At 57.9% G+C, this 24,191-nt stretch carries 26 protein-coding genes and 2 pseudogenes; 17 read left to right on the top strand and 11 right to left on the bottom strand.

Annotated elements, in window-relative coordinates:
* Positions 1–879: 879 nt before the first annotated feature.
* The 4 genes from IB248_RS29395 (at position 880) to IB248_RS29380 (ending at position 3,865) form a co-directional block, all read left to right on the top strand.
* Positions 880–1,929 (top strand): porin, encoded by a 1,050-nt coding sequence (locus IB248_RS29395; RefSeq protein WP_192242093.1) that lies wholly within the window; start codon positions 880–882, stop codon positions 1,927–1,929.
* Between the two features lie 752 nt (positions 1,930–2,681).
* Positions 2,682–2,945: a DUF982 domain-containing protein gene (locus IB248_RS29390; RefSeq protein ID WP_192242092.1), complete on the top strand. Its 264-nt coding sequence runs from the start codon at positions 2,682–2,684 to the stop codon at positions 2,943–2,945.
* A gap of 111 nt (positions 2,946–3,056) precedes the next feature.
* Positions 3,057–3,368: a metalloregulator ArsR/SmtB family transcription factor gene (locus IB248_RS29385; protein WP_192242091.1), complete on the top strand. Its 312-nt coding sequence runs from the start codon at positions 3,057–3,059 to the stop codon at positions 3,366–3,368.
* Between the two features lie 53 nt (positions 3,369–3,421).
* Positions 3,422–3,865: a PAS domain-containing protein gene (locus IB248_RS29380; protein WP_246779319.1), complete on the top strand. Its 444-nt coding sequence runs from the start codon at positions 3,422–3,424 to the stop codon at positions 3,863–3,865.
* A 66-nt stretch (positions 3,866–3,931) separates the two neighbouring features.
* On the opposite strand, the gene IB248_RS29375 is transcribed toward IB248_RS29380, so the two are convergent.
* Entirely contained in the window at positions 3,932–4,090 is a 159-nt protein-coding gene (locus tag IB248_RS29375) for a hypothetical protein (RefSeq protein ID WP_192242090.1), read from the bottom strand.
* 122 nt (positions 4,091–4,212) lie between these two features.
* Here IB248_RS29375 and IB248_RS29370 point away from each other — a divergent pair, with 122 nt between their 5' ends.
* The gene (locus IB248_RS29370) at positions 4,213–4,356 is read left to right on the top strand and encodes a DUF1127 domain-containing protein (RefSeq protein ID WP_018860441.1); all 144 of its coding nucleotides are present in this window, start codon (positions 4,213–4,215) and stop codon (positions 4,354–4,356) included.
* Between the two features lie 178 nt (positions 4,357–4,534).
* Here the strand turns inward: IB248_RS29370 and IB248_RS29365 are convergent, their stop codons facing one another.
* The 4 genes from IB248_RS29365 to IB248_RS29350 form a co-directional block, all read right to left on the bottom strand.
* Positions 4,535–5,656, bottom strand: a complete 1,122-nt coding sequence (locus IB248_RS29365; protein WP_192242089.1) for a LysR substrate-binding domain-containing protein — start codon at positions 5,654–5,656, stop codon at positions 4,535–4,537.
* 373 nt (positions 5,657–6,029) lie between these two features.
* Positions 6,030–6,275, bottom strand: a complete 246-nt coding sequence (locus IB248_RS29360) for a hypothetical protein (RefSeq protein ID WP_112645890.1) — start codon at positions 6,273–6,275, stop codon at positions 6,030–6,032.
* Positions 6,276–6,653: 378 nt separating this feature from the next.
* Complete coding sequence (locus tag IB248_RS29355; protein ID WP_192242088.1) at positions 6,654–7,409, bottom strand: hypothetical protein; 756 nt, start codon at positions 7,407–7,409, stop codon at positions 6,654–6,656.
* A gap of 117 nt (positions 7,410–7,526) precedes the next feature.
* Complete coding sequence (locus tag IB248_RS29350) at positions 7,527–8,033, bottom strand: hypothetical protein (protein WP_246779318.1); 507 nt, start codon at positions 8,031–8,033, stop codon at positions 7,527–7,529.
* A gap of 393 nt (positions 8,034–8,426) precedes the next feature.
* On the opposite strand from IB248_RS29350, the gene IB248_RS29345 reads away from it, so the two are divergent.
* A complete protein-coding gene (locus tag IB248_RS29345) occupies positions 8,427–8,636 on the top strand; it encodes a dodecin (protein ID WP_192242087.1) in 210 nt (69 codons plus the stop codon).
* 378 nt (positions 8,637–9,014) lie between these two features.
* Here the strand turns inward: IB248_RS29345 and IB248_RS29340 are convergent, their stop codons facing one another.
* The 3 genes from IB248_RS29340 to IB248_RS29330 all read right to left on the bottom strand — a co-directional run bounded on the left by IB248_RS29340 (position 9,015) and on the right by IB248_RS29330 (position 11,001).
* On the bottom strand, positions 9,015–9,791 hold the full coding sequence (locus IB248_RS29340) for a siderophore-interacting protein (RefSeq protein WP_192242086.1): 777 nt from the start codon (positions 9,789–9,791) through the stop codon (positions 9,015–9,017).
* A gap of 104 nt (positions 9,792–9,895) precedes the next feature.
* Entirely contained in the window at positions 9,896–10,513 is a 618-nt protein-coding gene (locus IB248_RS29335) for a class I SAM-dependent methyltransferase (RefSeq protein ID WP_192242085.1), read from the bottom strand.
* A gap of 35 nt (positions 10,514–10,548) precedes the next feature.
* Positions 10,549–11,001, bottom strand: a complete 453-nt coding sequence (locus IB248_RS29330) for a PadR family transcriptional regulator (protein WP_192242084.1) — start codon at positions 10,999–11,001, stop codon at positions 10,549–10,551.
* A gap of 339 nt (positions 11,002–11,340) precedes the next feature.
* On the opposite strand from IB248_RS29330, the gene IB248_RS29325 reads away from it, so the two are divergent.
* Positions 11,341–11,640, top strand: a complete 300-nt coding sequence (locus tag IB248_RS29325) for a hypothetical protein (protein ID WP_192242083.1) — start codon at positions 11,341–11,343, stop codon at positions 11,638–11,640.
* Positions 11,641–11,851: 211 nt separating this feature from the next.
* A pseudogene (locus IB248_RS29320) lies at positions 11,852–12,130 on the top strand (hypothetical protein); the annotation flags it as partial.
* 72 nt (positions 12,131–12,202) lie between these two features.
* Here IB248_RS29320 and IB248_RS29315 read toward each other — a convergent pair.
* Entirely contained in the window at positions 12,203–13,126 is a 924-nt protein-coding gene (locus tag IB248_RS29315) for a LysR family transcriptional regulator (RefSeq protein ID WP_192242082.1), read from the bottom strand.
* A gap of 156 nt (positions 13,127–13,282) precedes the next feature.
* On the opposite strand from IB248_RS29315, the gene lysA reads away from it, so the two are divergent.
* The 8 genes from lysA to IB248_RS29275 all read left to right on the top strand — a co-directional run bounded on the left by lysA (position 13,283) and on the right by IB248_RS29275 (position 22,481).
* Positions 13,283–14,674 (top strand): diaminopimelate decarboxylase, encoded by a 1,392-nt coding sequence (gene lysA / locus IB248_RS29310; RefSeq protein WP_192242081.1) that lies wholly within the window; start codon positions 13,283–13,285, stop codon positions 14,672–14,674.
* A gap of 79 nt (positions 14,675–14,753) precedes the next feature.
* Positions 14,754–16,340, top strand: coding sequence for an ABC transporter substrate-binding protein (locus IB248_RS29305; RefSeq protein ID WP_192242080.1), 1,587 nt, complete (start codon positions 14,754–14,756; stop codon positions 16,338–16,340).
* A gap of 120 nt (positions 16,341–16,460) precedes the next feature.
* Positions 16,461–17,399: an ABC transporter permease gene (locus tag IB248_RS29300; RefSeq protein ID WP_018860236.1), complete on the top strand. Its 939-nt coding sequence runs from the start codon at positions 16,461–16,463 to the stop codon at positions 17,397–17,399.
* Complete coding sequence (locus tag IB248_RS29295) at positions 17,396–18,286, top strand: ABC transporter permease (RefSeq protein WP_192242079.1); 891 nt, start codon at positions 17,396–17,398, stop codon at positions 18,284–18,286. Before IB248_RS29300 ends, IB248_RS29295 begins: the two co-directional genes overlap by 4 nt.
* Before the next feature lie 11 nt (positions 18,287–18,297).
* A complete protein-coding gene (locus IB248_RS29290) occupies positions 18,298–19,296 on the top strand; it encodes an ABC transporter ATP-binding protein (RefSeq protein ID WP_192242078.1) in 999 nt (332 codons plus the stop codon).
* On the top strand, positions 19,293–20,264 hold the full coding sequence (locus IB248_RS29285) for an oligopeptide/dipeptide ABC transporter ATP-binding protein (protein ID WP_192242077.1): 972 nt from the start codon (positions 19,293–19,295) through the stop codon (positions 20,262–20,264). Before IB248_RS29290 ends, IB248_RS29285 begins: the two co-directional genes overlap by 4 nt.
* A 26-nt stretch (positions 20,265–20,290) precedes the next feature.
* On the top strand, positions 20,291–20,809 hold the full coding sequence (locus IB248_RS29280; RefSeq protein WP_192242076.1) for a L,D-transpeptidase family protein: 519 nt from the start codon (positions 20,291–20,293) through the stop codon (positions 20,807–20,809).
* 109 nt (positions 20,810–20,918) lie between these two features.
* Positions 20,919–22,481, top strand: a complete 1,563-nt coding sequence (locus IB248_RS29275) for a D-aminopeptidase (protein WP_192242075.1) — start codon at positions 20,919–20,921, stop codon at positions 22,479–22,481.
* Positions 22,482–22,559: 78 nt separating this feature from the next.
* On the opposite strand, the gene IB248_RS29270 is transcribed toward IB248_RS29275, so the two are convergent.
* The gene (locus IB248_RS29270; protein ID WP_192242074.1) at positions 22,560–23,210 is read right to left on the bottom strand and encodes a hypothetical protein; all 651 of its coding nucleotides are present in this window, start codon (positions 23,208–23,210) and stop codon (positions 22,560–22,562) included.
* Between the two features lie 393 nt (positions 23,211–23,603).
* Here IB248_RS29270 and IB248_RS29265 point away from each other — a divergent pair, with 393 nt between their 5' ends.
* Positions 23,604–23,882, top strand: coding sequence for an HU family DNA-binding protein (locus IB248_RS29265; protein ID WP_113113657.1), 279 nt, complete (start codon positions 23,604–23,606; stop codon positions 23,880–23,882).
* A 71-nt stretch (positions 23,883–23,953) separates the two neighbouring features.
* Here the strand turns inward: IB248_RS29265 and IB248_RS32055 are convergent.
* A pseudogene (locus IB248_RS32055) lies at positions 23,954–24,076 on the bottom strand (antirestriction protein); the annotation flags it as partial.
* Positions 24,077–24,191 lie beyond the last annotated feature (115 nt).

Raw genomic sequence — 24,191 nt, 5'->3', positions numbered from 1 at the left:
CCGGTCCCGCAAGCTCCGCCGCCCACGTTTCTCTTTCTTCTCATCTTCAATTGTCAAATAACAGACCAGATACCCCGGTCGAATTTCCTCGCCTCAAACCAAAAAGTCCAAGGAACCAATCAGCAACTAAGCCAATCTTAAAAGAAACTTGAGAGCGAAGGACTTCGTCGCCAGCAGCGCCGCCGCCCTCGTTCAGTGAGGGGGCTTATAGATGCCCAACCAGATCGCCGTCAAGCAGGACTATTGGAATCTCGAAACAATTCGAACAACTGATTGAACTTACGAGGTAATTTTCTGAATGGCCCCCCGTCGCTCACAGACCTCCGGTCGTAACATCCCGGATCTGTGTTGTGGACGCTCGCCGAGGTCCTTGGATGGAGCCTGGTCCATAGGAACGGTAGCTCCCTCAAGTGGAAACCGGTCGGGCCTGATGATCGAAAACCGCTGCTGACAAACTCTCCTCGGCATTGCCGTAGCCCGTGACAGCGATTTCACGCACCTCGCCCAGTGATCCCCTCTCTCGAGGGAATTTGCGGCGTCAGGTGAGATTCAGGTCAGATCATGGTAACGATCAAGCCATCTATAACGGGAACTTATAAATCCTTTGCAATTCAAGTTTGCGGACGAGAACAACACCGCGATAGGTAGCACGGGCATAAGCGATGCCGTGGGGCAATGCTCAATCATAGATACCAAGGGGGATCCGTGCATATTTCAAATAGACAATGTCATTGGTAGTTTTTTCATTCAGGTAGAATGAGCAACACGCTTCTGCGCTAACGCACATTGCTTCGCAGAGTCCTTCACCAAAACTGGGTAGGTAGAGCCGTTTCTCGGCAATGATGACCTGTGCCCAATCGACAAAAGATTGGACTATTTATGAACATTAAGATGATCCTTGTGAGCACGACCGCGGCCTTGGCTGCCATCTCAAACGCCCAGGCCGCTGACGCCATCGTCGCTGCCGAGCCGGAGGCGGTTGAATACGTTCGCGTTTGCGACGCTTACGGCAGCGGCTACTTCTACATCCCGGGCACCGAAACCTGCCTGAAGATCAGCGGTTACATCCGCTTCCAGGTTAGCGCCGGCCCGAATGCCAGCGCAACCACCGGCAATGGCACCACAGTCGCCAACGACTCTGACTGGGACGCTTACACCCGTGGTCAGGTCCAGTTCACCGCCAAGAGCGACACCGAATACGGCCCGCTCACTGGTGTTATCGTCCTGCAGACGAATGCCGACAACGCCAAGTCGCAGGTGTCCGTGCTCGACTCCGCCTACATCGACATCGCTGGCTTCCGCGCCGGTCTGTTCTACAGCTGGTGGGACGATGGCCTCTCGGGCGATACCGACGACATCGGCAGCAAGGTCACGCTGCACAACTCCATCCGTTATCAGTACGAAGCCGAAAACGTCTACGCCGGCATCAGCGTTGACGAGCTGGAAGATAGCCCGTTCTACAACGGCGAACAGCCGAACAACGTCGGCTTAGCAGTCGGCATCGGCGGCAAGGCTGGGGTATTCAGCTACCAAGTCACAGCTGGTTACGACACCGACAACGAAGCCGGCGCAGTCCGTGCGATGGGTACCGTTGCGATTGGTCCGGGCACCCTTGGCCTCGCAGCTGTCTGGGCGTCCGATCCGGGTGCTTATTACTCCACTTCCGAGTGGGCAATTGCTGCGGAATACGCAATCAAGGCGACCGACAAGCTGAAGATCACTCCAGGCGTTCAATACTACGGCGGGTACCGCGTCGTTAACGCCGCTACCGACGCCGCCTTCTCGGACAACGACGCTTGGAAGGTCGGTGTGACGGTTGACTATCAGATCGCCGACAACCTCTACGCCAAGGCAGCCGTCAACTACCTCGACGGCGACAACATCGACGACGTCACGACGGGCTTCTTCCGCCTCCAGCGGGCATTCTAATTAAAAACGGCGCCGCGCTTCCACCTCTCTCCGTGGTTAAAGTCGGGGGGAAAGGCAGCGCGGCGCGGCACTTGGAAGTCTCTGATCGGGTGGACCTCCGGTCGGATGCCAGGGGTGGCCCGGGTTCCCTGCCGGCCACCCCTTTCATTTTGAGGACGAAGCTATTCGCGCGTGGCGAGAGAACGTCTTTCCAACGCGTCGCCGCCAGCACACGTTCATTGGCTTGTGCGCTGCCTCACCATACACGGCGCCGCAGCGTCTGGACGACGCCTGAGCTGGATCACGAGGTTTGCGCAGACCCGAACGCATTGGCTTTTCTTGGGTTAGCAGTGGCCCGGAGCGCGAAGGTGTGGTCATGCTTCATCGTCACGAAATGTAAACGAGAGTTGTTTTGCTTGAGAGCCTCGATCGTGAGGCGTATTGTCCGCAGCGCTGCCCACTCTCGGGCACTGCTCATCAATCTAGGCCCCACCCTATTGGGGCCTCTTTTTTTCAACTTGCTCGTCGTAACCCGGCGATGCCATCCGGTAAAATACGAAGACCCAGTTCATTGGCGGCCGTGACAATGCGGCCCGGGCGTCATCAACTTGCGCGTAGCATTTGCACCGAGGTCATGAATGTTAGCCTCCGCACCCCCTCAAAGCACGGTCTTTCGTTGCTGCCTCTGCTGGTCGAGTCTCCAGCAAGGGTCGTGAAGCTGGAACACTTCTTGCTCGGTTAATGATGTGTTTACCGTGCGGAGGCGTTTTGCAATGAAGTGGCACAGAAGCGATCATTTCGCTCCCCTGATGCTGGTGATGGGTGGTCGGGAAAAATACAGGCTCGTCGGGTCCCTGAGAGAGGTTGCGGAAGCCCTTATAGGCGAATGGCCATCCGACGACGGAGAAGAGTACATGGAGGCGGTGAAGGTCTGCCTTGACGCAATCCATGGAAAGCTGTCGGCGCAGGAAGCACGCGAAGCACTCATTCGGGCTGCGGACGAAGCGGGAATTCCAGTAATCCGGGCTGTTCACTGAACGCGTCTCAAAGCTGCGCTCGAATACATCTCAAAAAAGTAATGTAGCGATCTCTAGCCTGGACGCCATCTTACGTATAAGTCAGCCGCAGTGGTTAAATGGTGAATTGAAATGCATGATGAAATGGTTTTTGTCGAGCACGCGAAGCTGCTCACTCTCCTCGCAAATGAAAAGCGGCTGCTTATTGCTTCCCATCTTCTCGGCGCCGAACTCAGTGTGAATGAACTCGCAGACAAGGTAGGCCTCTCGCAGTCGGCCCTCTCCCAGCATCTCGCAAGATTTCGTGCCGCAAGGGTAGTCACCACGCGGCGCGAGGCGCAGACAATCTACTACTCGACATCAGACGACAGTATTCGGAGGGTCCTGGAAGCGGTAGGGGAGATCTTTGCGCGGGAGGCCAGTCCGGCTGCCAAGTCAAAATAACTTCTGGATGCCGTACTCTTCTCTCAAAGGCCAACTTGTGGACACGTCGAGCTTTGGACATTCTAGACAAAACGGCAAACGAGAGGACCAACGTGCCCGACGCAAAACACTTATTCGTCACGAATATCTCGGGTGAACGAATGCCTGACCCCGGCCTGTTTACGTGGGATATGAACGCCGACCTCGTGTATGCGGACGGTGCCCTCGCCGAGTTGTTCGGTCTCGATCCCGAGGAAACTGCACAGGGATTGCCGGTGCAAACCTATCTTGATCGTGTGCACCCAGACGACGTGGCTCTATTGGCTAAACAGATCAGCGACGCCATTGTCGCTCAACACCCAACGGTACAACACTATCGATCACAAAAGGCAGATGGATCCTATGTTTCGGTTTCCGCCTTCGGCCGATGCTTTCGGGATCGCAAAGACAATCCGATCCACTACGCTGGAATTGTGGTACCGGACGAAACGACCCCACCCGTTTTCGCGGCTCATTGAGATGCGGCTACTGCGCTGATTGCACCAGGCTTTTCCGCGCGAGATCACGGAGACCGTAGTCATTTGCTATAGCAGCTGCAAAGTGTGGCCATATGGACTTCGCAGATCATCGCCCGCTCCGTTTCTGGCTGCAGTCGAGTTCCAGGCATCAATGCGAACCGTACGGATCGCATTGAGCATCGACTTGCCGCATTCACCACTGCGCACGACATGCAATCTACGCATAGCTGAGGTCCAGTCTTCGCGCTGCAAAATTGGTCCGACCAATCATATATAAGCGACATCGAAGTAATCAAAGCGCCACGGACTGGCAGCTGACTTCGAAAACCCAGGAAAGGGGATTTATCATGAACATCGCACGCACTTTTAACAATTGGCGCAAGTATCGTCAGACGGTCTCCGAGCTGGGCCGTATGAGCAATCGGTCACTCCATGACCTTGGCATCAATCGCGGCGAAATCGAGCGGATCGCAAGAGCTGGCGCTCGCTAAGCCCGCGAAGACAATGTGCAGTTTGAAGCGCTCGTCCTACCAGGCGGGCGCTTTTGTTTCGTCCGGGTAACGGAAAGCGCGGCTCGCGCATGGCGACGCCACGGAGCTCTGCCTATGCTTTGGGCGAAAATCGAATATGAAAGACGCGAGCATCCATCTCTTGGGAAACGTCGATTGTCTAGAGCGCCCGCTTGATTTCTTCGAGGAGCCAGTCCCGAAACGCGACTATTTTGCGAGAATTCTGCCGTGCTTCCGAATAGACGAGCCAGAACTTCCCATGGCGGCCGGTCAAATCAAACAATTGCACCAAGCGACCTGACTGAATTTCGGTCTGAAAGAACATAGGCGTAAGAAGGGCTATCCCCTGCCCGGAAATTACGGCCTGGCTAATCGCAAGTTGCGTATCAAATTGGAAGTTCTGAGAAAACGACGGTTTTGGGCTGTCGACGCCCGCTGCATTAAACCAGTCCAGCCACCAATCATCCCTCCAGTCGAGCAATGGGTGTTTCAGAACGTCAGAAGGGACCCTAATTTCACCCGCCGCCTCCAGGAAAGCCGGACTACAAAACGGCGCGAACACCCGATCCATTAAGGGGTGAGCCTTAAGGCCAGGCCATTTGCCATGCCCCTCCCGGATTCCCACATCGAACGGCTCTCGACTGAAATCGACCACTCGGCTCATCGCTTTCAGTTCAATATCGAGATCGGGGTTGGCATTTCGGAAGCGGCCCAATCGCGGAACCAGCCAGTTGGATGAGAAAGTGCTCGTTGCGGTGATCGAAAGGACCGTCTCCGCCCCCCGGCGAAGAGACACCCGATAGGCTTTCACCGGCCGCACGATGTTCTTTAGCGCCTGAGGTCCGATGTCCTCGTAGCCAAGAGGCAGCTTCTGTTCCACCTGCTCATAGACAGCGCTAGAAAGGCAGATTCCCCCCGGCTCCGCGAGTGCCTCAAGGCGGACTGCGACATTCACACCATCACCGAAGAGATTTCCTCCGTCGACAATCACGTCCCCAAGATTGATCCCGATGCGAAACCTCATCTGCAGACCCTCTGGTAGGTCGAATGAGCGCCCAGAAACATCTTCTTGAAATTCAATCGCCGCTCGCATCGCTTCCACCGGGCTCGCAAACTCCGCGAGAAAGCTGTCACCGGCTACAGCGAATATTCGACCAGAGTGCTTTGAGACCAAGCCCGCAATCGCAGTATTGCACGCATTAAGGGCCGCGTGGGTACGCTCCTCGTCCACCTCCATGAGGCGACTGAACCCAACAACATCGGCAGCAAGGATGACGGCCAATTTGCGTTCCATGGAACGCAAGATAGCGGACTACGCACTGGAAAACCATTACGGGAAAAATACGAGAAGCGCGAATGTTGAGGAGCCCACCTCGTGTCAGCACCCCTTCCGCTCAGCGGCGCTCGTAAACCCGGCTCAGCCTTTGTTGGTCATCAGTTCAAGGCCGAATACTCGATGGCGGGCTGCCACCAACTCAAGTACTGAAAATCGAGATGCGTTTCTTCCGATCTGTTACGTCGCATATGCAACGAAAAGTCGGCGAATTTCTTTCGGGAGGCGGCCCAGGATGCGTTTGGGAAAAAGCTACCGTTTCTCCCAAATCGCGGGACAAGCCCGATAAGCGACATCTTTGAGGGTTCCCCTTGAGGCAGGCTCACTTTGATGTCAGCTGAGGAACGGTAAGTAAGCGGGCCTTTGATAACGCCTGGCGGGCCATCTCGGCAACCTCGCCGTCGCGTTCTTCCGCAGCTTGCTTTTGATCCTTGTGTTCATTGTACGCTTGGTCAGGAGATGGAGTGCTTCTCTCCAACCCCGTCTCGATGCCAACTTCCTCCGCAGAGGTCTGAGAAGCGATCAAAGACGACGCAATCAACAGAACGACACTCGCGAAACTCGACATGCGCCCTCTCCGCTGCCAGTTGCCACTCCGTAACACTATCGACGTGTGATCTTGGCTAAATTAGGATCTTGAGATGCGACTGACGTACTTCCATGATTTTCCGCGTTTGTAGGTCAGGTCTGGTTCTGTCTGGACCGAGTTGCAAAACCATAACGGGTCAATCTGTCAAGGCATGTGCGGGGCAGACGGACGTGTCCCGCATTGGCTGAAACAGCGTGATTTCGTCCTGATTGGGCTATCCCGCAGACGATGCATCTTGCAGCGACTAGTTGTCCGCGGCCGCAGAACCGCACGCAAGTGCCCGAAGATTAAAAAACGCCGTAAAGGTACTGAAAGCATCGTCGGCCGGGACGTCCCCGGTTCTGAAGTCGCTCTTGCTCAACCCGCATCATATCGAGAAAGCATTCGCCTTAGCTGATCGTTTTGCAAACGCAACTTTTGAGCCAATTCCTGTCTCAGCTGATTGATTTCGCTGTTTAGCACTACGCTTTCGGAAGCGAATGCTGCTTCAGGCGATACCTGCACTGTTTCGATCTCGGCAATCGGCAAAGAGCGCCGTTTCACCTTCGGCCGTTCAACGCCGGAAGCGCTTTGCGCCGACCTTACCTTACGAATACGCTCGACCCCGGCTTTCTGGCCCATTGCGATTGGCGCGGTGGCTGCGCTGGCATCGCTCGTCAACAATGTGGCCGGTTCGGTCGACTTTCCGCTGCCGTTAGCATTCGCGCTGATAGCATTTCTGGCATTGGCTTCAGGTGCATTCGGCACTGCAGTTGAATGTGAGAGTTCCGCTCGCAGGCTCAACCTGTCCTTCGTCACAAGCCTTATTGTCGTTGCCAGCACGGGCTCGGCGTCGTTGGCCAGAGCAAGGCGAGAAGGCGCCACAATCCTCTCTTGCGGCTCCGGTCGTTGGACGCTGCCATCGAAAGGAGCGGCCGACGGCTCAATGGAAGCCTCTTCAATGAGTTGGGGAGAATCCTGGAGTTCAGATTCCTCGGTGTCAGGAAGCGTTATGGCTTCGACGTCTTTTGCGCCCGGATGCGGTATCTTCGAAGTCTCGTCCTCGAGCTCACCACGTCCTTCTGAGTTACCACGGGATACCAACCCAGTAATCAGTTTCCACGCTGATCTCATCGATCCGCCTCCTCCGACTCGGTGTTGCAAGAACATAGTACCGGGCCGGAGACCGGGCTTGCAATGCTTGCCCGGTCATCAGTCTCATCGTTGTGGAAAACCCGTGATCCTGTTCACTCAAGCCATGCCAAGCTTCTTCCGAAGGTCAGCGTTCTCTGTGCGAAGCTTCTCGGACAATGCCCTTCGGAGCTTCTGGTTCTCTTCCTCGAGCTTCAGAAGATCCGCAAAGTCGTCCGACGCTGGCGCAGGCGCCTCGGCTTTCCGCCGCCCACGCTTCTGAGGTTGCACGGTTTGCTTTGATTTGGTCGGGGCGATTTTATTTCCCGAAACGGGCGTCGCCGAAGCAATGGCCTCACCCTTTTCCGTGTTCTTCCGGCGGCCGCCACGTGTCTTCTTCGCGGGCGTACTCACCGACGTGGCTACAGCCGCTTCAGCGACGGTCTTCGACTTTCGCGGTGCGCGTGACTTCTTTACTTTAGGTTCATTCCCGGCTGCCGTGTCGTTAGTGACGGTGGCTTTGATTTCGTCAGTCATGTGAAACTCCTTGATGGGCGAAATGTTTGACTGTGCAAAGTCCCCGCAATCATATGCGCAGTTTTCTTTAAAACTTGTTGATAATGACATTCGGGTACCGGTCGCGGAACAGCCCCCAATTCCACTACCTAAGCAAACCAGTTCGCTCGACAGAAGAAGAGCCACACAATTCCTTTATTTACAATTGAATACTTCCAAGAGCGAATTGCAAAAAAACGTCGCTACTTTTCCGTCAGCGACTCGCCGAAGGCTGAAGGCCCGCCCCCGCGCGCCAGAATCTTGTTTCAAACCTCTCCTCGCTCGCTCATAGTCCCTTCATGGCAATCGATTGGTGCGGCGCTGGGGCAAAGTCGAGACGAGCATTTGGGCATGGACGAAATCTCGAATGCCAGTCGGACTTGAGACTCTACGGACGCAAACTTTCCTTCGGATGAGTTGGGCGATCGGGTGCCTAAACGCGACGTCAATGGTTGGAGGATGGAAATGAGCGATCACGTCTATAAAAAGGTGGAGCTTGTCGGAAGCTCGAAAGTCTCGGTGACGGAGGCAATTGAGACCGCTATATCACGAGCGTCAAAGACAATGCGAAACCTCGATTGGTTTGAGGTTGATCAGATCCGGGGCCACATTAAGAACGGCTCGGTGGAATTCTATCAGGTGGTCATGAAGGTCGGCTTTCGAATAGACGACTAGGCATTGGCTATAGTCACGTTCCCGCTGCAAACGGATGCAATTCACTCATGGCTGCGCTGGTTGCGGCTCAATATGCGACGCCGTTCCACATAACAAAAAACCAATTTTCCCTGAACAGTATCGACGATGGCGCGCCAATGTACGTTGGTAAGGGAAAAGAAGCACATCGTGGTTGCGTTTTAGCCTGGCGCCCGTTTGAAGGGTCGCCGGGCCGTGGTGGACGGTGGGAAACATCGTTACACAGTACGATGCAAGGTTGATGATATGACTTTGGCTTGCACCATGGAACTGGTGCGCGCCAGACCACCTCCCGCGGCACATTCTACCGGGCTCTGTCTACGGCGAGAGAACCGGCTTACATGCACCGGCGGCCGAGCCTCAATCCTCGAACTTTTCCGTCGTGTCGGCCTTGCCCTGCACCCAGTAACCGGATGCGCGCAACCAGTTGGCTGGATGCTTGCGTTCATCGGTGAGATAACTGCGAATGCGCCGCGTAACCGAGCCTTCCGCGGCGATCCAGACAAAAGTTCCAGGTTCGACGGCTATGTCGCTTAGGCGGTCGATCAGACGGGCAGGATCAGCCGCATTCTCTCGATAAATCCAATGGGCAGTAAGATTCGCTTTCGTCTCGAAGACCTGCTCGTCCTCAGAGCTCGGCACGGCCACGACGCTGGTCACCAACGTACCCAATGGCAGCTCCTCGATACGGCGGCCGATCGAAGGAAGGGCAGTTTCGTCTCCGATCAGCAACCAGGAGCGGATTGGTCCTGATATGATCTGGGAGCCGCGGGGGCCGCCGATCTGTATCATGTCGCCCGGGCGAGCATTGAGTGCCCATTGCGTCGCCGGACCGGCATCGTGAACGGCAAAGTCGATTACGAGCGTGCGTGTCGTCACATCATATCGCCGGGGCGTATAATCCCGCATTGTCGTTCCGCCGGCACCGTCGGGCACGAAGATCTTGATGTGATCACCCGCCGACAGCGAGGTGAAGTCCTCAAGCTCCTCGCCTCCGAGGGTGATGCGGATCATATGCGGAGTCAGCCGCTCGGTGGATAGGACGTTCAGCTGCCGCCGTTTCAGCTCGTGGCGCACGCGCTCTATGCGCGGGCTGTTTGCGACTTCGGTCAGCCGGTCGCCTTGCAAGATATTCATGTGTTCGTTCCTTTGCTATCTGTCGTCGTACGACAGTGGAAAAAGACGGCGAGCCGGCAAAGCATTTCCGTCGGGAAGTTCTCGAGAAGCATTTCGAGCTCCGTCTAGTCCGGCTCGAAACGACTGACTTCAAGGCCAGCACCCACCGGAAGCAATATACTCGTCATCCCCGGCTTCGCGCGCACGGCCCTCCCGTACATCTTCACGTTCTCGTCGCCAGGCCGCAGCATATTGTCCGCGACGACGATCGCGCCGGGGTTGAGTTTGGGATAGAAGGCTTCCAGGCACGGAATGTAGAGATCCTTCCACAGGTCGAGCAGCACGAAGTCGACGCCAAAAGGCAGCGCGCTGATCATCTCCACGGCATCTCCGACCTTGAAATCGATGTAGTCAGAGAGACCGGCAGCCACCGCGCGTTCCTGAGCGTATAGTGACTTGTATTCGTGAATTTCCATGGTGATCAGGCGCCCGCCGCTCGCCCTGGCAGCCTCGGCAAGCCAAATGCCGGAATAGCCGAAGGAGGTCCCGATCTCCAATATCGCGGGGGACTTCTGGCTTCTGGCGACGATGTTGAGAAACTTTCCTGTCTCCGGTCCCACTGCCCTCATACGGCGGTCCTCGCCCCCATCACGCCCGCCTGGCGGCATTTCCCGTGGCCGCGCCTGCTCCTCGCGGATGAGAGCATGATACGCTTCAAGAACTGCTTCGATCTTCTGGTCCATTGTCTTTACCTTTGAACGCCTGAGGCCTCCCGGTGTCACGAGCGGCGTTCGATTGCCCGCGCCGCCTCGTCCAGGATGTTGGCGATATCACCTGTCGTCGCCTCATCCGGCGGCCCCTTTCGAAGCCGCAGCCGCAAGGCGAGCTTCAGGTTTTCCATCGCTCGGATGATCGCGTCTGGAACCTCATCGTGCCCCCGCTCGCCCGGTACGGCCCGGGTCAGCAGTTCCTCCACGAGCGATCTGTTGGCATCTATAAAGGCTCTCCCCTGCTCCGTGACATGATAGAGTTTGCGCCCCCCCTCCTCGAGTTCGATTGAGGCGTAACCCATGTCGTCGAGCCATGCGAGCGTCGGATAAATGACGCCTGGACTGGGTGTATAGTTGCCTCCGAGGCGCTGCTCGATTGCCTTCATCAACTCATAGCCGTGGAAGGGACGCTGAAAGATCATCGCGAGGATTAGCAGGCGTAGCTCGCCATAGTCGAACATCCGCTTGCCGCCCCTGCCCCGATGGGGCCGTCCATGGTGATCATCAGAAGCGTCTAAAGGTCCGTGTTTCATGCTTACTGAATATATCTCGATATATCGCAAATCAAGATATATCGAGATATATGACGAAAATGTAATCTCCTGTTGACAGGGGGGCTCGGTTGTCCAAACCGTCCTGCTCATCCAGCACCCGGGACACCTGCGGTGACCGGCTAACCGGGCGAGCTAAAACAGGCGCCTGGGCGCCCCGAGAGAGTATTTCTACCGGCGTTCTCGCTCCTTGCGTCCATCGCGTCGGTGGTCGTGCCCAAATTTCGAACTACATCGTTGGAACAATGGATGGACCAGCATGCACCTTGGAACACGAGTAAGGACCCGATGCCCCGCGTCATAATCATCGAATGGAAGTCGATCGATGGTACCCTTTTCGTTCATTTTCCCGAGCCGTTTCCAATGGCACCCTTGGAATGGAAAGCCTTTGCCGCCCTCTTCGATCGGATCGGATTCCAGCCGGGGCAGAAAGATATTCGCACGATGCCTCCTTCCACAGACGCGCCACGGCGTCTAGCAGATGGCTTGATGGCGCTCAGGTACTCGCTGGAGCATCGAGGTGACGTCCCAGAGTCAATCATCAAATAGGCGCGGTTACGCCCCGTTCCCCATCAACTGAGAAATGCCAATCTGGCTTCAGCTCCCTTTGGCACGTGACGATTGTGCAGCAATCATAAGCAAACATCTGCGTGCATTTTCGATAGACTTTCGCTTGTCGTCTGTCAGGATGGCCGGCAATGGAACTCTTTATTCGAAACATGATGGCCGCTCCGTGCCGGCAACTTTGTGGTCGTGACCCATTGCCGGATCGATGCCGCAGTTCGGCTTACTCCTGATCCTCGTGCTGCTGCCGCTTAAGGTACTGTCAGGCGCCATGACGCCGCGCGAGAGCAGGCCTGATATTATCCAGAACATCATGCTGCTGGCACCGAACACGCACTTCGTCATTCTGGCGCAGGCGGTCCTGTTTCGAGGAGCACAGCTCGACGTGGTCTCGCCACAGCTTCTGGCGCTTCTTGTCATCGCGAGCGTGTCTTTCTGGCTGGCGCTGCGCCGTTTCAGACGCTTCCTGCGTTAGGTCATGGCGTGCGACCTAAGGTGTGCCGTGCAGCCAAGAAGCTGGGCGTTCAAGCCCGCGGCGTGGTCTGCCTTACTTTCTATCCAGCGCGGAGTGCAAAGTTGCCCGCATCTCGTTGGCAGCCTCGGTCAGGACCGAGAGGAACCTCTCAATGACCGTCGATCGCGTCCTTCGAACCGGGCGCCATACGGCAAGCGTGTACGGGACGCTGACGCTTAGCCTACGCAATACCACCCCCTTGTCGACATGGGTTGCAGCAGTCAGCGGATTGATGATTGACACACCTACACCGGCGGCAACCATCGAACATACGCTGGTGGCCGTCGTCGTCTCGACAGCATAACTGCGCGAAATGCCTGCAGCCAGGAACATGTCGTCAAGTTTTCTTCGATAGGGATCGTCCTGCGAAAAATAGACAAATGGTACGCCGTCGAAATCTGCGGGTTCGAGGAGGCTCTTTTGCGAAAGCCTGTGGCCGATCGGCACGACGCATACTTGATCGCCAACGTCGATCCGCTGAGAGGCTACGCCAGGATATTCGAACCGGCCTTCGGTCACACCCATGTCGAAGACCGTCGTTGCCATTTCATGTTGCAGCGAAACCTCCTCCAACGAATGCAGGGAGAGATGAACCGCCGGGCGATGCTTCAGAAGTTTTTGCGCCACGCGTGGGATGATGGAATCCGCATATGCCGGGATCGTGGCGATCCTCAGGTTGGAGGCGTTGTGCATGCGGATCGCCGACGCAGCACGGCTGATTTCTTCCATGCCGAGGAAGGACCGGCGAACGACTTCATGTAACAAAAGTGCCTGGTTCGTGGGTGTCAAACGCTTGCCGAAGCGCACGAAAAGATCGAAGCCGATCCGCTGCTCCATTTCTCTGAGCTCTCGGCTGATGGTCGGCTGTGACGTTCCCAGTGCCGCGGCCGCCGCGGTCACGCTTTTGCTGATCATGATGCTGTTAAAGACCTCAATCTGGCGTTGGTTGAGCCTCATCGGTCTGAGCCTTTCGCTTCGGTGCCTTTCCCCTCCTGACGAGAGCGCAGGTGAACTCATATATCAGAAATGAATAAGAGCGCCCTATCAATTATTTCCCTCCGGATTCAGGGTCTGAAACTATCGCTGCCGGAACCCAAACATGCGTGACGGGCGATGACAAAATACGTCGAAGAAGAAACCTGGCAGGATGACGAGCGGCGCTGGCTCGCCTATCGAGCAGGCGCTCTGCATATCGAGGATGTGCGGCTGGGCGCGGTTGCCGCCGCCATTCCAACGCCATTTTACTGCTACTCCGCCGGCGCCATCCGATCGGCGTACAGGACACTTTCGCGAGCACTCACCCCCATTGACGTCGCTATCTGCTACGCCGTCAAAGCCAATAGCAACATCGCCGTCCTTCGCCTGCTTGCAGAACTCGGATGCGGGATGGACATCGTTTCCGGAGGAGAGCTGGAGCGTGCACTGGCAGCGGACGTGCCTGCGTCAAGGATCATCTTCTCCGGCGTCGGAAAGACCCGCGCCGAGATCGCCCGCGCAATTGAGGTCGGCATTCACCAGATCAATGTCGAGTCGGCGGCCGAAATCAGCGTGGTCGCCGAGGTTGCCCGTGCACTCGGCAAGGTCGCTCCGGTCGCATTGCGCGTCAATCCCGACGTCGATGCCAAGACGCACGCGAAAATCACCACCGCGACGAAGGACAGCAAGTTTGGAATCGCGATCGGCCAGGTGGCCGACCTCTACGCCCAGGTTGCCGCGATGCCTGATTTGGAAGCGGTTGGCGTCGCCGTTCACATCGGATCGCAAATACATGACATGGAGCCGTTCCGGCGCGCCTTTTCGGCAATGGCCGAGCTGGTAACGGAGATGCGCGGCAGGGGATTGTCCGTGCCGCGCCTCGACCTTGGCGGCGGCATTGGGATTGCCTCCGGCGATAAACCAGGCCCAGACATTGGGCGCTATGCCGCGATCATCGCCGAGACAGTTGGCCATCTCGGCTGCAAACTTGCCGTCGAGCCGGGCCGCTGGCTCGTCGGGCGGGCCGGGTTGCTGGTGAGCGAGTTGCTTTACCTCAAGGACATGCAGGACGGATGCATGGGCATCCTCGACGCGGGAATGAACGACCTTATGCGCACGGCGCTCTACGACGCCCACCATCCGGTTCTTCCCCTTCAGGAACCGCAACTCAACGATGCAGCGTGCACCTATAGTCTCGTCGGGCCGATTTGCGAAAGCTCCGACAAATTTGGACGCTACGATGGGCTCGGTGAACTGCGGGCCGGTGAGCTTTTGGCTTTCGATCTCGCCGGCGCCTATGGCGCGTCGATGTCATCGACCTATAACTCACGCGATCTTCTTGCCGAGGTACTTGTGGACGGCGATCGGTTCAAGACAATCCGGCGCAGGCAGGGCATCCAAGAAATGCTACAACTTGAGCATGGGGGAGCCTGGGAGCGTCCTGCACCGGGCGGAGAAGTGATGGCCGAACCTGTTTTGCATGGGGGCACAAAAGGCACCGGGAGGGAATTGGCAGACGCTGAACAATAATTGGACCGGGAACCGGACAGCACGGGGAAGCGACAAGCGCTGCCCCGGATGGGGAAACAAGAAAAAGAGGGAATTACAAATGCTGAACAAAGCCAAGTTTATGATGGCGACGGGCCTCATTACGCTTGCGATGGCTTCGACCAGTCTTGCGGCCGACCATGTCTTGAAGATCGCCTACCAGGAGGATCCGAAGACCGTCGACGTCCAGATGACGCAGGATTTCTACACACTGCCGCTCAACGTTTACGACCGGCTCGTCGAGGCCGAAACGAGCGGGCCAGGCCAGTCGCAACTCACTCCCGGGCTTGCCGAGAGCTGGGAAGTTTCGCAGGACGGCAAGACCTACACCTTCCACCTGCGCAAAGGCGTTCTGTTTCACAACGGCGAGGAGCTGACTGCGGATGACGTCGTCTACACCTTCGACCGCATGCTCGACCCCAAGACCAAGGCGCTGAGCACCGATATTCTCAATTTCGTCGATGGTGCCACCGAGCGCCTGGATGGATCCGCCACCACGGTCCCCGGTCTGCAGGCGGTGGACAAATACACTGTCAAGATCGTCCTGAAGGACCCTTATGCGGCCTTCATCGCCCTTTTGGCGAGCCCCGGTGCGTCGATCTACAATCGCAAATTCACCGAACCGCTCGGCGACAAGTACGGCCTTACGCCGGAAACGACCAACGGAACCGGGCCGTTCAAACTGACGGAATACACCCTCAACGACAGTCAGGTCCTTGAGGCCAACGACAAGTATTTCAAGGGTCGCCCGAAGCTCGACCAGATCGTCATTCGCGTGGTCGCCGATGCCGAAACACTGCGGCTTCTCTTCGAGTCGGGCGAGCTGGATGTGTTCGATATCGACTACGCATCGTCGCAGCTGCCCTATTTCGCCGGCAGTGACCAATGGAAGGACCAGATTCGATCCGGTCCACGCGTCGGCATCTATTACTACCACATCAATCAGGCGCTGAAGCCCTTCAACGACGTGCGCGTCCGCAAGGCGTTCCAGATGGCCATCAACCGCCAGGAAATTCTAGACAAGAATTTCTATGGCAAGGGCAAGTTGGAAAACGGCGTCATGCCGCGTGGACTGACCTGCTATGCCGAGGCCAAGCCGATCGAGTACAACCCGCAGAAGGCCAAGGCGCTGCTGGCAGAGGCTGGCTACCCCAATGGCGTAGACATCAAGCTGACCCAGGCCAGCAATTGGTCCTCGCGTTGGTCCGACATGAACCAGATTATCCAGGCCCAGATCAAGGAAGCTGGCTTCAACGCCGAGATCAACACGATGGACGAATCCGCATATTTTGCGGCCCGCAAGGCGGGGACCGTCGACAACTACACGCAAAACTGGTCGGCGGACTTTAATGATCCGGACAATTTCTTCTACACGTTCTTCAGCAAGAGCGGCACGTCGGTTCGCGGTTACAACAACAACGACGAGCAGGTCTTTGCGGCGCTCGACAAGGCGCGCTCGATGACCAACCCTGAGGAACGCTGCGCGCTGTACCAGAAGATGACGGATCGGATCGTGCAGGACGATGCAGCCTGGGTGCCGCTATTCAGCCTCGACCACAACTATGTCGTTCAGCCCCGGGTGAAGAACTTCGTGGTGCCGTGGAACGGCTGGAGCGACATGAGCTACTACAAGATGGAAGTCGAATAGGACGTACCGGCGTGGCGGGCCTCGAAAGGGGCCCGCCATCCTCTTGTTTCCCTGCGGTTTCGCAGGATCCATTTGCCGGCGATCCTTGTTCCGGCGAGATTCGATGAAAGACCACTTTCGATGCTGACCTTCGTGATAAAGCGCATCGCGATGTCGATCCCAGTTCTGATCGGCATCACGGCGCTGCTCTTCATCATGCTCAACGTGATACCCGGTGATCCCATAGCGCTTCTGATGAAGGAGCATGCCAGCGCCGACGTCATCAACCGCGTGCGCGCCCAGATGCACCTCGACGATCCGCTGATCACGCGATACTTCAGGTTCCTCTTCGCCGCCCTTCAAGGCGATCTCGGCGTGTCGATCAAGCTCAATCGCGACGTGACGACGCTCATCCTCAATGCATTCCCGAGCACGCTCATCTTGACGATCTGTGCGGCACTCGTGTCCTGGGTGATCGGCATTCCGGTGGGCGTGCTGTCGGCGGTCAGGCGGGATTCGCTGCTCGATCACCTGTTCATGGGCTTCTCGCTTCTTGGGGTTTCGATGCCGATCTTCTGGTCGGCCCTGTTGATGCAATATGTCTTCGCTCTGAAGCTGAAATGGCTGCCTGTGTCCGGTTTTTACGGATACCAGTATGTGATCATGCCAGCGATCGTGCTCGGATGGAGTTCGGCTGGCGTCATCGCCCGCCTCACCCGCTCCAGTCTGCTTGAGGTAATGCGTCACGATTATATCCGCACGGCTCGCGCCAAAGGCCTTCGCGAATTGATGGTGATCCGCCGGCATGCGCTGAAGAACGCGCTTATCCCCGTCGTGACCATCATGGCGATCCAGGTCGCGGGGCTGCTGTCGGGCGCAGTCATCACCGAAGCGATCTTCGGCATCCCCGGCGTAGGCCGCATTTCGGTCAGCGCCATCCAGGCGCGCGACATGCCGCTTCTGCAGGGCTCGGTGCTATTCGCCACCGTCCTCGTCATCTTCGGCAATCTCGTTGCCGATATCCTCTATTCGGTTCTCGACCCCCGCATTCGCTCCGAAATGAAGGGAGGTTCGAAATGACTGAGATCGCCGAAACCAGCCCGGACGTTGCGGATGATGCGGGTAACGACAGTTTCCTGCGCGACGGCATCAGGATCTTTTGCAGGAACCGAATGGCGATGGCCGGTCTGATCATGGTCGGGTGTCTCGTCTTCGTGGCGCTGTTCGTTTCCTTCATCAGTCCGCATGATCCCTACCGCGTGGCGCTGAACGAGCAGTTCCGTCCGCCGTCGACCACCTATTGGCTCGGTACGGACAACTTCGGCCGGGATCTCCTGACCCGCATTCTTTATGGCGCCCGGATATCTCTGGTCGTCGGTATCGTGCCGAGCTTCATCTCCCTGATGATTGGAGCAGTCCTTGGTGTTGTCAGCGGCTACTACGGCGGTCGGGTCGACTTCATAATCATGCGGCTGGCCGATATGATGATCGCCTTCCCGTCGCTCCTGCTGGCGATGGTGGTGATGTACACGCTTGGGGCGAACCTCTTTAACATCTTCATCGCGCTCAGCCTCGTTGGCTGGGCCGGAGTGGCCCGCGTGGTGCGCGCACAGACACTCGCCGTCAAGGAGAAGGAGTTCATCGAGGCGGCGCGCGCGAACGGTACGAAGAAGGTGGCGATCATGGTCGGCCACATCTTCCCCAACGTCGTTCCGACACTGATTGTTCTCTTTTCGCTCAGCATCCCCGACGCGATCATGTGGGAATCGAGCCTCAGCTTCCTCGGGGTCGGCGTCCAGCCTCCCGAAGCCAGCTGGGGTCTCCTGGTGGCCAAGGGCAAGGAATACCTCTTCTCCGCACCCCTGGTTGCGATCATGCCCGGCGTTGCGATCCTGATCACGGTGCTGGCGTTCAATTTTGTCGGCGACGGACTGCGTGACGCGCTCGATCCCTACATGAAGGACTGAGGGGCGCGAGGATGACAAACCGAGACATATTGCTCAGCGTGCGCAACCTGCGCACGGAATTCAAGACGCAGAACGGCCCCGTCCGGGTTGTTGACGGTGTGTCGTTCGACGTCGGGCGCGGCCGGATCGTCGGTCTGGTCGGGGAATCCGGCTCCGGCAAGAGCATCACGGCGCTGTCGCTGATGGGATTGGTGCCTTCGCCGCCGGGAACGGTGAGCGCCGATAGCATCATCCTTGACGGGACCGATCTGGCGCGGCTGAACAGCGACGAGATGCGGCGCAAGCGCGGTCGCGAGGTTTCGATGGTATTTCAGGAGCCAATGACCTCGCTCAATCCGGTGAAGACCATGGTTCAGCAGGTTGGCGAGCCCCTTGCCATCCACACCGGCCTCAACAAGCGCGCCATCCGTGAAAAGGTGCTGCAGATGTTCGAGACGGTGGGCATTCCAGAGCCAAAGGCACGCCTCGACGTTTATCCGCATCAACTTTCGGGGGGGCTACGCCAGAGGGCGATGATCGCCATGGGGCTGATCTGCGAACCGAAGCTCCTGATCGCCGACGAACCGACGACGGCGCTCGACGTAACCACGCAGGCGCAGATCCTCAGGCTGATGATGGCACTGCGCGAGCGAGCCGGCACGGCGATCATCATGATCACCCACGATCTCGGCATCATCGCCGAGATGTGCGACGAGGTGAACGTGATGTATGCCGGCCAGATCGTCGAACAGGCCAATGTCTTCGACCTCTTCGACCGGCCCTCGCATCCCTATACGCGCGGCCTGCTCGCTTCGATCCCGAAAGCGACGGAAAAACGCACGGCGGAACGCCTGAACAGCATTCCCGGTGTGGTGCCGAATCTTGCGAAACTTCCAGCGGGCTGTCGTTTCCACCCCCGCTGCGGCGATGCGATGCCAATCTGCAAGCTGAAGCAGCCTGAACTGACGGATCTCGGCAATGGCCACAAGGCGCGCTGCTGGTTGCATGACAAAGAGGGAGCAAAGGCGTGAGCGACGTTCTGATTTCCACCGCAGGGCTGAGCAAGCACTACCCTGTCGGCACGGGCTTCTTCCGCTCTCAGCATAAGGTGATCCGCGCCGTGGACGGCATCGATCTCGAGATCCGCGAAAGGGAAACCTTCGCGCTTGTGGGGGAGTCGGGCTGCGGCAAGACGACGCTCGGCCGCGTGATGCTACGGCTGATCGAGCGTACGGAAGGGACCGTGCGCTATCGCGGTCAGGATTTGCACGCGCTCGACGAGGCCGCAATGCGGGCCATGCGCAAGAAGCTGCAGATCATCTTTCAGGATCCATTCGCCTCCCTAAATCCCCGCAAGCGCGTCAAGGATATTTTGGCCGAGCCGTTGCGCGCACACGCATATGGTACCCGAGCCGAAATCGAAGAACGCTGCGGCGAACTGCTCGATATGGTCGGGCTGCGCCGACAGCTCCTGCGCCGCTATCCCCACCAGTTCAGCGGCGGGCAGCGGCAGCGCATAGGCATTGCAAGGGCGCTTGCCAACAATCCCGAATTCGTTGTCTGCGACGAGGCCGTTTCGGCACTCGATGTCTCGATCCAGGCGCAGGTCTTGAACCTCTTGCGCGATCTCCAGGAGCAACTGAAGCTAACCTATCTCTTCATCACCCACGATCTGAGCGTGGTACGCCAGTTTGCCGATCGGGTCGGGGTGATGTTCCTCGGGCGGATGGTGGAAGTGGGGACGACAGAGGAAATTTTCGCCAGGCCGCGCCATCCCTATACGATGTTCCTGATGTCGGCGGTTCCGCGTCCCGATCCGCATCAGCGAAACCGCGAGCGGCCGCTGCTCACCGGCGACATTCCGAGCCCGATGAACCTGCCGTCCGGATGCCGCTTCCACACGCGCTGTCCCTTTGCGCAGGCGATCTGCCGGAACGAGGAGCCTGTGCTGTCGGGCGGCGGCCACACGGTCGCATGCCATTTTCCACTGGACCAGTGATTTCACGTCAAGAAAGGTGTTCGAATTTGGATCTGATCGTATCGCGCAACGGCGACGGCTGGCAGGCCGCCTATGGAGATAAGCGCTGGCGCTGTGCCATTGGCCGCAGCGGCATGCGTCCCGCCAACGAAAAGGTCGAAGGTGACGGTGCGAGCCCGATCGGGCGCTGGCCGATCCGCCAGCTATTCTACCGCGCCGACCGGATCGGAAAGCCGGTATCGCCTTTTCCCTGCCGCGCCATCGACCGCCTCGACGGCTGGTGCGACGACCCCGTGCACCCGGACTACAACCGCCAGGTCAAGCTACCCTTCGCCGCGAGCCACGAGGAGATGTGGATGGAGGACGACGTCTATGACATCGTCGTCGTCCTGGGGCATAACGACGACCCGCCGGTGGCGGGGGCAGGCAGTGCGGTTTTCCTGCACATCGCCCGGCCAAACTACTCTCCGACGGCGGGCTGCGCAGCGCTCTCGCGTGAGGATCTGCTTTCCTTCCTTGCCGCCGCTGAGCCCTCCACGCATCTGCGTTTTTCCGAGGCGAGCTGACATCTTGCCGATGGCGGTTTAGCCTTCATCGACCCATCCTGAAAAGACGCGCCCGTTTCGGGCGCTCTATCCCCCCTTCCATAGATCGCGACAATTGAAGGCACGCGTCATGACCAGCATCGACACCACCGCGCTAGAGCGGATGCTCAACCTCCTGCCGGGCCGCTACAAGGGACCCGGCGGCGTTGCAGGGGTGGTGAAGGATGGAAAGGTGATCGCCCGGCGCGCCTGGGGGTTCGCCGACATGTACCGGAAGGTACAGATGACGGCCGAGACGCGCATGCCGATCTGCTCGCTCTCCAAACAGTTCACCTGCGCGCTGCTGCTCGATCAGTTTGGCGATCCCGCAGTGCTGGACCACAGGGTCAGCGCATATCTTCCGCGCTATCGCGACAGGCTGCCAAGCGTTGCGGAACTCTGCCACAACCAGTCGGGCTTGCGCGACTACTGGGCGCTCACGGTTCTGCAGGGTGCCAAGCCGGAGGCGGAGTTTACGCGCGAGCACGCACTCCCGCTGCTTGCGCGCTCGAAGACCGGCCACTTCCCGGCAGGCGAGCTCTACTCCTACAACAACGGCAATTTCCGCATCCTCGGCGAGATGATCGAGGACGGCACGGGCCGCTCCTTCGGCGACCTTTTGCGGGAGAGGATTTTCGCACCCGCCGGCATGAAGACGGCCGAGCTCGCGCCAGACACCCGCTACCCCCCCGACGGGGTGGTCGGCTATGAGGGCAGCGACGACGTCGGCTTTCTTCCGGCGGAAAACGGCGTCTACTGGTTTGGCGACGCCGGCATTGTTGCCTCGCTCGACGACCTGCTGGCCTGGGAATGCCATATCGACGAGACGCGTGACGAGCCTGACAGCCTCTATAACCGCATATCAGGTCCAGTGACCTACCGAAACGGAACGTCGGCAAGCTACGGCTTTGGCCTGCGCCGCGATATCTGGCGCGGCGCCAGGATCACTGGCCACGGTGGCGGCCTGCGCGGTTTCAGCTCGTTTCGGCTTCACGCAGCAGAGGAGCGGATTTCGGTGGTTGTGATGTTCAACCACGATGCAAGCTCGTTTACAGCTGCCACCGCAATTCTCGACGCTGCGCTCGGGCGCGAAGCTTCGATCGAAACCATTCGCCCCGAAGGCTGGGACGGGTTGTGGCTCGACGATGACCAGGGTCTCATCCTTAGGACCGTTCAAGACACCGCTGGCATCAAGCTCCACTACGCCCCCTCCGCGGCGCGGCTTACCGTCTCCCCGGACGGTGTCGCCCGCGGCCACGCGCTCGCCCTGAAGAAACAAGGTGAGATGCTCGTCATGCGTCGTGAGAGTGAAAACCTTGAGGTGACGGCCCGTCCTCTGACCCCTGTCGAATGGGCCGACGGCGCAGGCATCGCTGGACGCTACTGGTCGGAAGAACTCGAAGCTCACCTCGATATCGAAGCGCGCGGCGGCGCCGCTTATGCCAGCTTCGAAGGCATGTTCGGAACCGGCCCGGTGGAGCGCATGTATGCTCTCGCCGTGGATGTCTGGGTCATCACCACCAGACGGTCGATGGACGCCGCTCCACCCGGCGACTGGACGGTCCAGGTCCACCGTGACGCCGATGGTAGCGTATCGGGCCTCACCGTCGGTTGTTGGCTTGCCAGAAAGATTGCATACCTGCCCTGTGGATGAGGTCCGATCGACATGCGGCTTTCGCTTCGAGGGTCTTTGAGCCGCCGTCCCTCGGAACTTTGCAGAACCTCCAGCTCTCTACCCTCGATCGCCCTCGAACAGCTTGAGCGCCTCGGGTTTGAGATTGCCCAGTAGATCAACATCCGTCTTGTGTACGAGTATGGTCTTGGCGTGACCGGAAGGTGGTTCGACAATCCCGGTTTTCATCCACCGCTGGATAGAGCGCCCGAGTGGGACACAAGCTTCTCGAGCGTTGGCAAGGGCTAGCAAAAACTGTGAATCCATTTCGTGCATTCCAATTTTAAAATAGCCTGGATCGAGACTACGCGCGATTTGTGACCGCAGTTGCCCCAATTCGAGAGTTTCCGCATCGGTAATCCATAACTCGGCAATCTGCATGGACGTATCAAGTTTCTCATAGGCAATTGGGACCTGACTGAGTCGGTCGTCGTTACCTTCAAAAAGGTTTTTGGGTAGATCGTCCTCAATGATGAAGTATCCCTTGAAGTCGATGCCTTCGAAACCCTTTATTATCAAGGATGGCCTGACGAATGGCATCGGCACTCTCTTCAAAGCGGCGCAGAGAGAAAAGGTATCTTCGATGACTGTCTGAAATGATCGGTTTCGATCTGCAGCCGTCAGTTGTTGTCGCGTTAAATATGATTGATAACAGGCCGCAATCGCGGCAATGCCGGTAACTATAACCGCGACCCATTCAAGCCACCGCATTTCGCCTCCCCTTGACTGAGGTCATGTTCTAAATCGGAGCTTCGACAGGCCGGCGCTACAGCAGCCAGTCAAGTCCTGGCAGTTAAAGAGTATAAGTCGCACCCGTTAGCTGCAATGCCGCCATTTTGTGGTACGAACCACACGTGGCACTCTGACGTTGGGCTGCGCACATGGTTCCCTCGACGTCGGTTCTGAGGCAGCGACGGTAGACCGCCCTCTTTTATGACATTGTCGGCTTATTCTGGCCAAACCGCGACCCGACCAGCAGTCACCGCTGGCGAATTTTAATCAGAAGCTGTGGAAATCAGTCGTTTAACCCTCTTTTACTGCGGTGCGTCGATGACAGCGCGAGAAGCGGATGGCAGGGATTCTCAATTGACGAAAGGGGAAACAATGACAACCACCAACGAAATCGCTGACAAGATCGCCGCCGAACATGGCCTGACCAAGGTTCAAGGCAAGGCAATCGTTGAAGCCGTGATCGCCTCCATCACCAGCGCAGCGGTCGCCGGCAACGAAACGTCCCTGCCCGGCTTTGGCAAGTTCAAGGTGAAGACAACTCCTGAGCGCGAGGCCCGCAATCCATCCACCGGTGCAACCATCAAGGTGGCCGCTGCCAGAAAGCTGAGCTTCCAGCCGGCAAAGGCGTTGAAGGATGCACTGAACAGGTAAATGGGAAGACCCCGCTCGGATTGGGCGGGGTCCTTTTTTCCATGCGGCATCATCAGGCGTGAAAGGGCGGCTCACGCCGCCCCCTCGTCTGCGAAGCTTGGTTGCAGATGATGCAGGTAATCGACGGCACGCTGTGCCTGTGAAGCCGCTGTGAAGATTGCGCGCCTGTCACCGCTGAGCACCGTCAGTTATCCGCAGCAGCCCATAATGTGAAGGAACGCGGCTACAACGCTTGAAATCCGCGGGATCCAGCTTTCGTAGACGGGATTTGCTCAGCATTATTTTCGGTCGAACCTTTGCTGTCATTTT

The organism is Rhizobium sp. RHZ01 (assembly GCF_014851595.1).
Taxonomy (GTDB): Bacteria; Pseudomonadota; Alphaproteobacteria; order Rhizobiales; family Rhizobiaceae; genus Rhizobium; species Rhizobium altiplani.
Note: the sequence above shows the minus strand (reverse complement) of the source record. Positions and strands in the feature narration are given on the sequence as shown.

Coding starts and splice junctions, on each gene's coding strand:
- IB248_RS29385 (WP_192242091.1), top strand. CDS start 3,057: ATGCATGATGAAATGGTTTTTGTCGAGCACGCGAAGCTGCTCACTCTC.
- IB248_RS29265 (WP_113113657.1), top strand. CDS start 23,604: ATGACAACCACCAACGAAATCGCTGACAAGATCGCCGCCGAACATGGC.
- IB248_RS29290 (WP_192242078.1), top strand. CDS start 18,298: ATGACAAACCGAGACATATTGCTCAGCGTGCGCAACCTGCGCACGGAA.
- IB248_RS29395 (WP_192242093.1), top strand. CDS start 880: ATGAACATTAAGATGATCCTTGTGAGCACGACCGCGGCCTTGGCTGCC.
- IB248_RS29370 (WP_018860441.1), top strand. CDS start 4,213: ATGAACATCGCACGCACTTTTAACAATTGGCGCAAGTATCGTCAGACG.
- IB248_RS29295 (WP_192242079.1), top strand. CDS start 17,396: ATGACTGAGATCGCCGAAACCAGCCCGGACGTTGCGGATGATGCGGGT.
- IB248_RS29350 (WP_246779318.1), bottom strand. CDS start 8,033: ATGTCATTATCAACAAGTTTTAAAGAAAACTGCGCATATGATTGCGGG.
- IB248_RS29325 (WP_192242083.1), top strand. CDS start 11,341: ATGGACCAGCATGCACCTTGGAACACGAGTAAGGACCCGATGCCCCGC.
- IB248_RS29355 (WP_192242088.1), bottom strand. CDS start 7,409: ATGAGATCAGCGTGGAAACTGATTACTGGGTTGGTATCCCGTGGTAAC.
- IB248_RS29305 (WP_192242080.1), top strand. CDS start 14,754: ATGCTGAACAAAGCCAAGTTTATGATGGCGACGGGCCTCATTACGCTT.
- IB248_RS29375 (WP_192242090.1), bottom strand. CDS start 4,090: ATGCGTAGATTGCATGTCGTGCGCAGTGGTGAATGCGGCAAGTCGATG.
- IB248_RS29270 (WP_192242074.1), bottom strand. CDS start 23,210: ATGCGGTGGCTTGAATGGGTCGCGGTTATAGTTACCGGCATTGCCGCG.
- IB248_RS29345 (WP_192242087.1), top strand. CDS start 8,427: ATGAGCGATCACGTCTATAAAAAGGTGGAGCTTGTCGGAAGCTCGAAA.
- IB248_RS29300 (WP_018860236.1), top strand. CDS start 16,461: ATGCTGACCTTCGTGATAAAGCGCATCGCGATGTCGATCCCAGTTCTG.
- IB248_RS29330 (WP_192242084.1), bottom strand. CDS start 11,001: ATGTTCGACTATGGCGAGCTACGCCTGCTAATCCTCGCGATGATCTTT.
- IB248_RS29315 (WP_192242082.1), bottom strand. CDS start 13,126: ATGAGGCTCAACCAACGCCAGATTGAGGTCTTTAACAGCATCATGATC.
- IB248_RS29335 (WP_192242085.1), bottom strand. CDS start 10,513: ATGGACCAGAAGATCGAAGCAGTTCTTGAAGCGTATCATGCTCTCATC.
- IB248_RS29360 (WP_112645890.1), bottom strand. CDS start 6,275: ATGTCGAGTTTCGCGAGTGTCGTTCTGTTGATTGCGTCGTCTTTGATC.
- IB248_RS29390 (WP_192242092.1), top strand. CDS start 2,682: ATGAAGTGGCACAGAAGCGATCATTTCGCTCCCCTGATGCTGGTGATG.
- IB248_RS29275 (WP_192242075.1), top strand. CDS start 20,919: ATGACCAGCATCGACACCACCGCGCTAGAGCGGATGCTCAACCTCCTG.
- lysA (WP_192242081.1), top strand. CDS start 13,283: ATGACAAAATACGTCGAAGAAGAAACCTGGCAGGATGACGAGCGGCGC.
- IB248_RS29340 (WP_192242086.1), bottom strand. CDS start 9,791: ATGAATATCTTGCAAGGCGACCGGCTGACCGAAGTCGCAAACAGCCCG.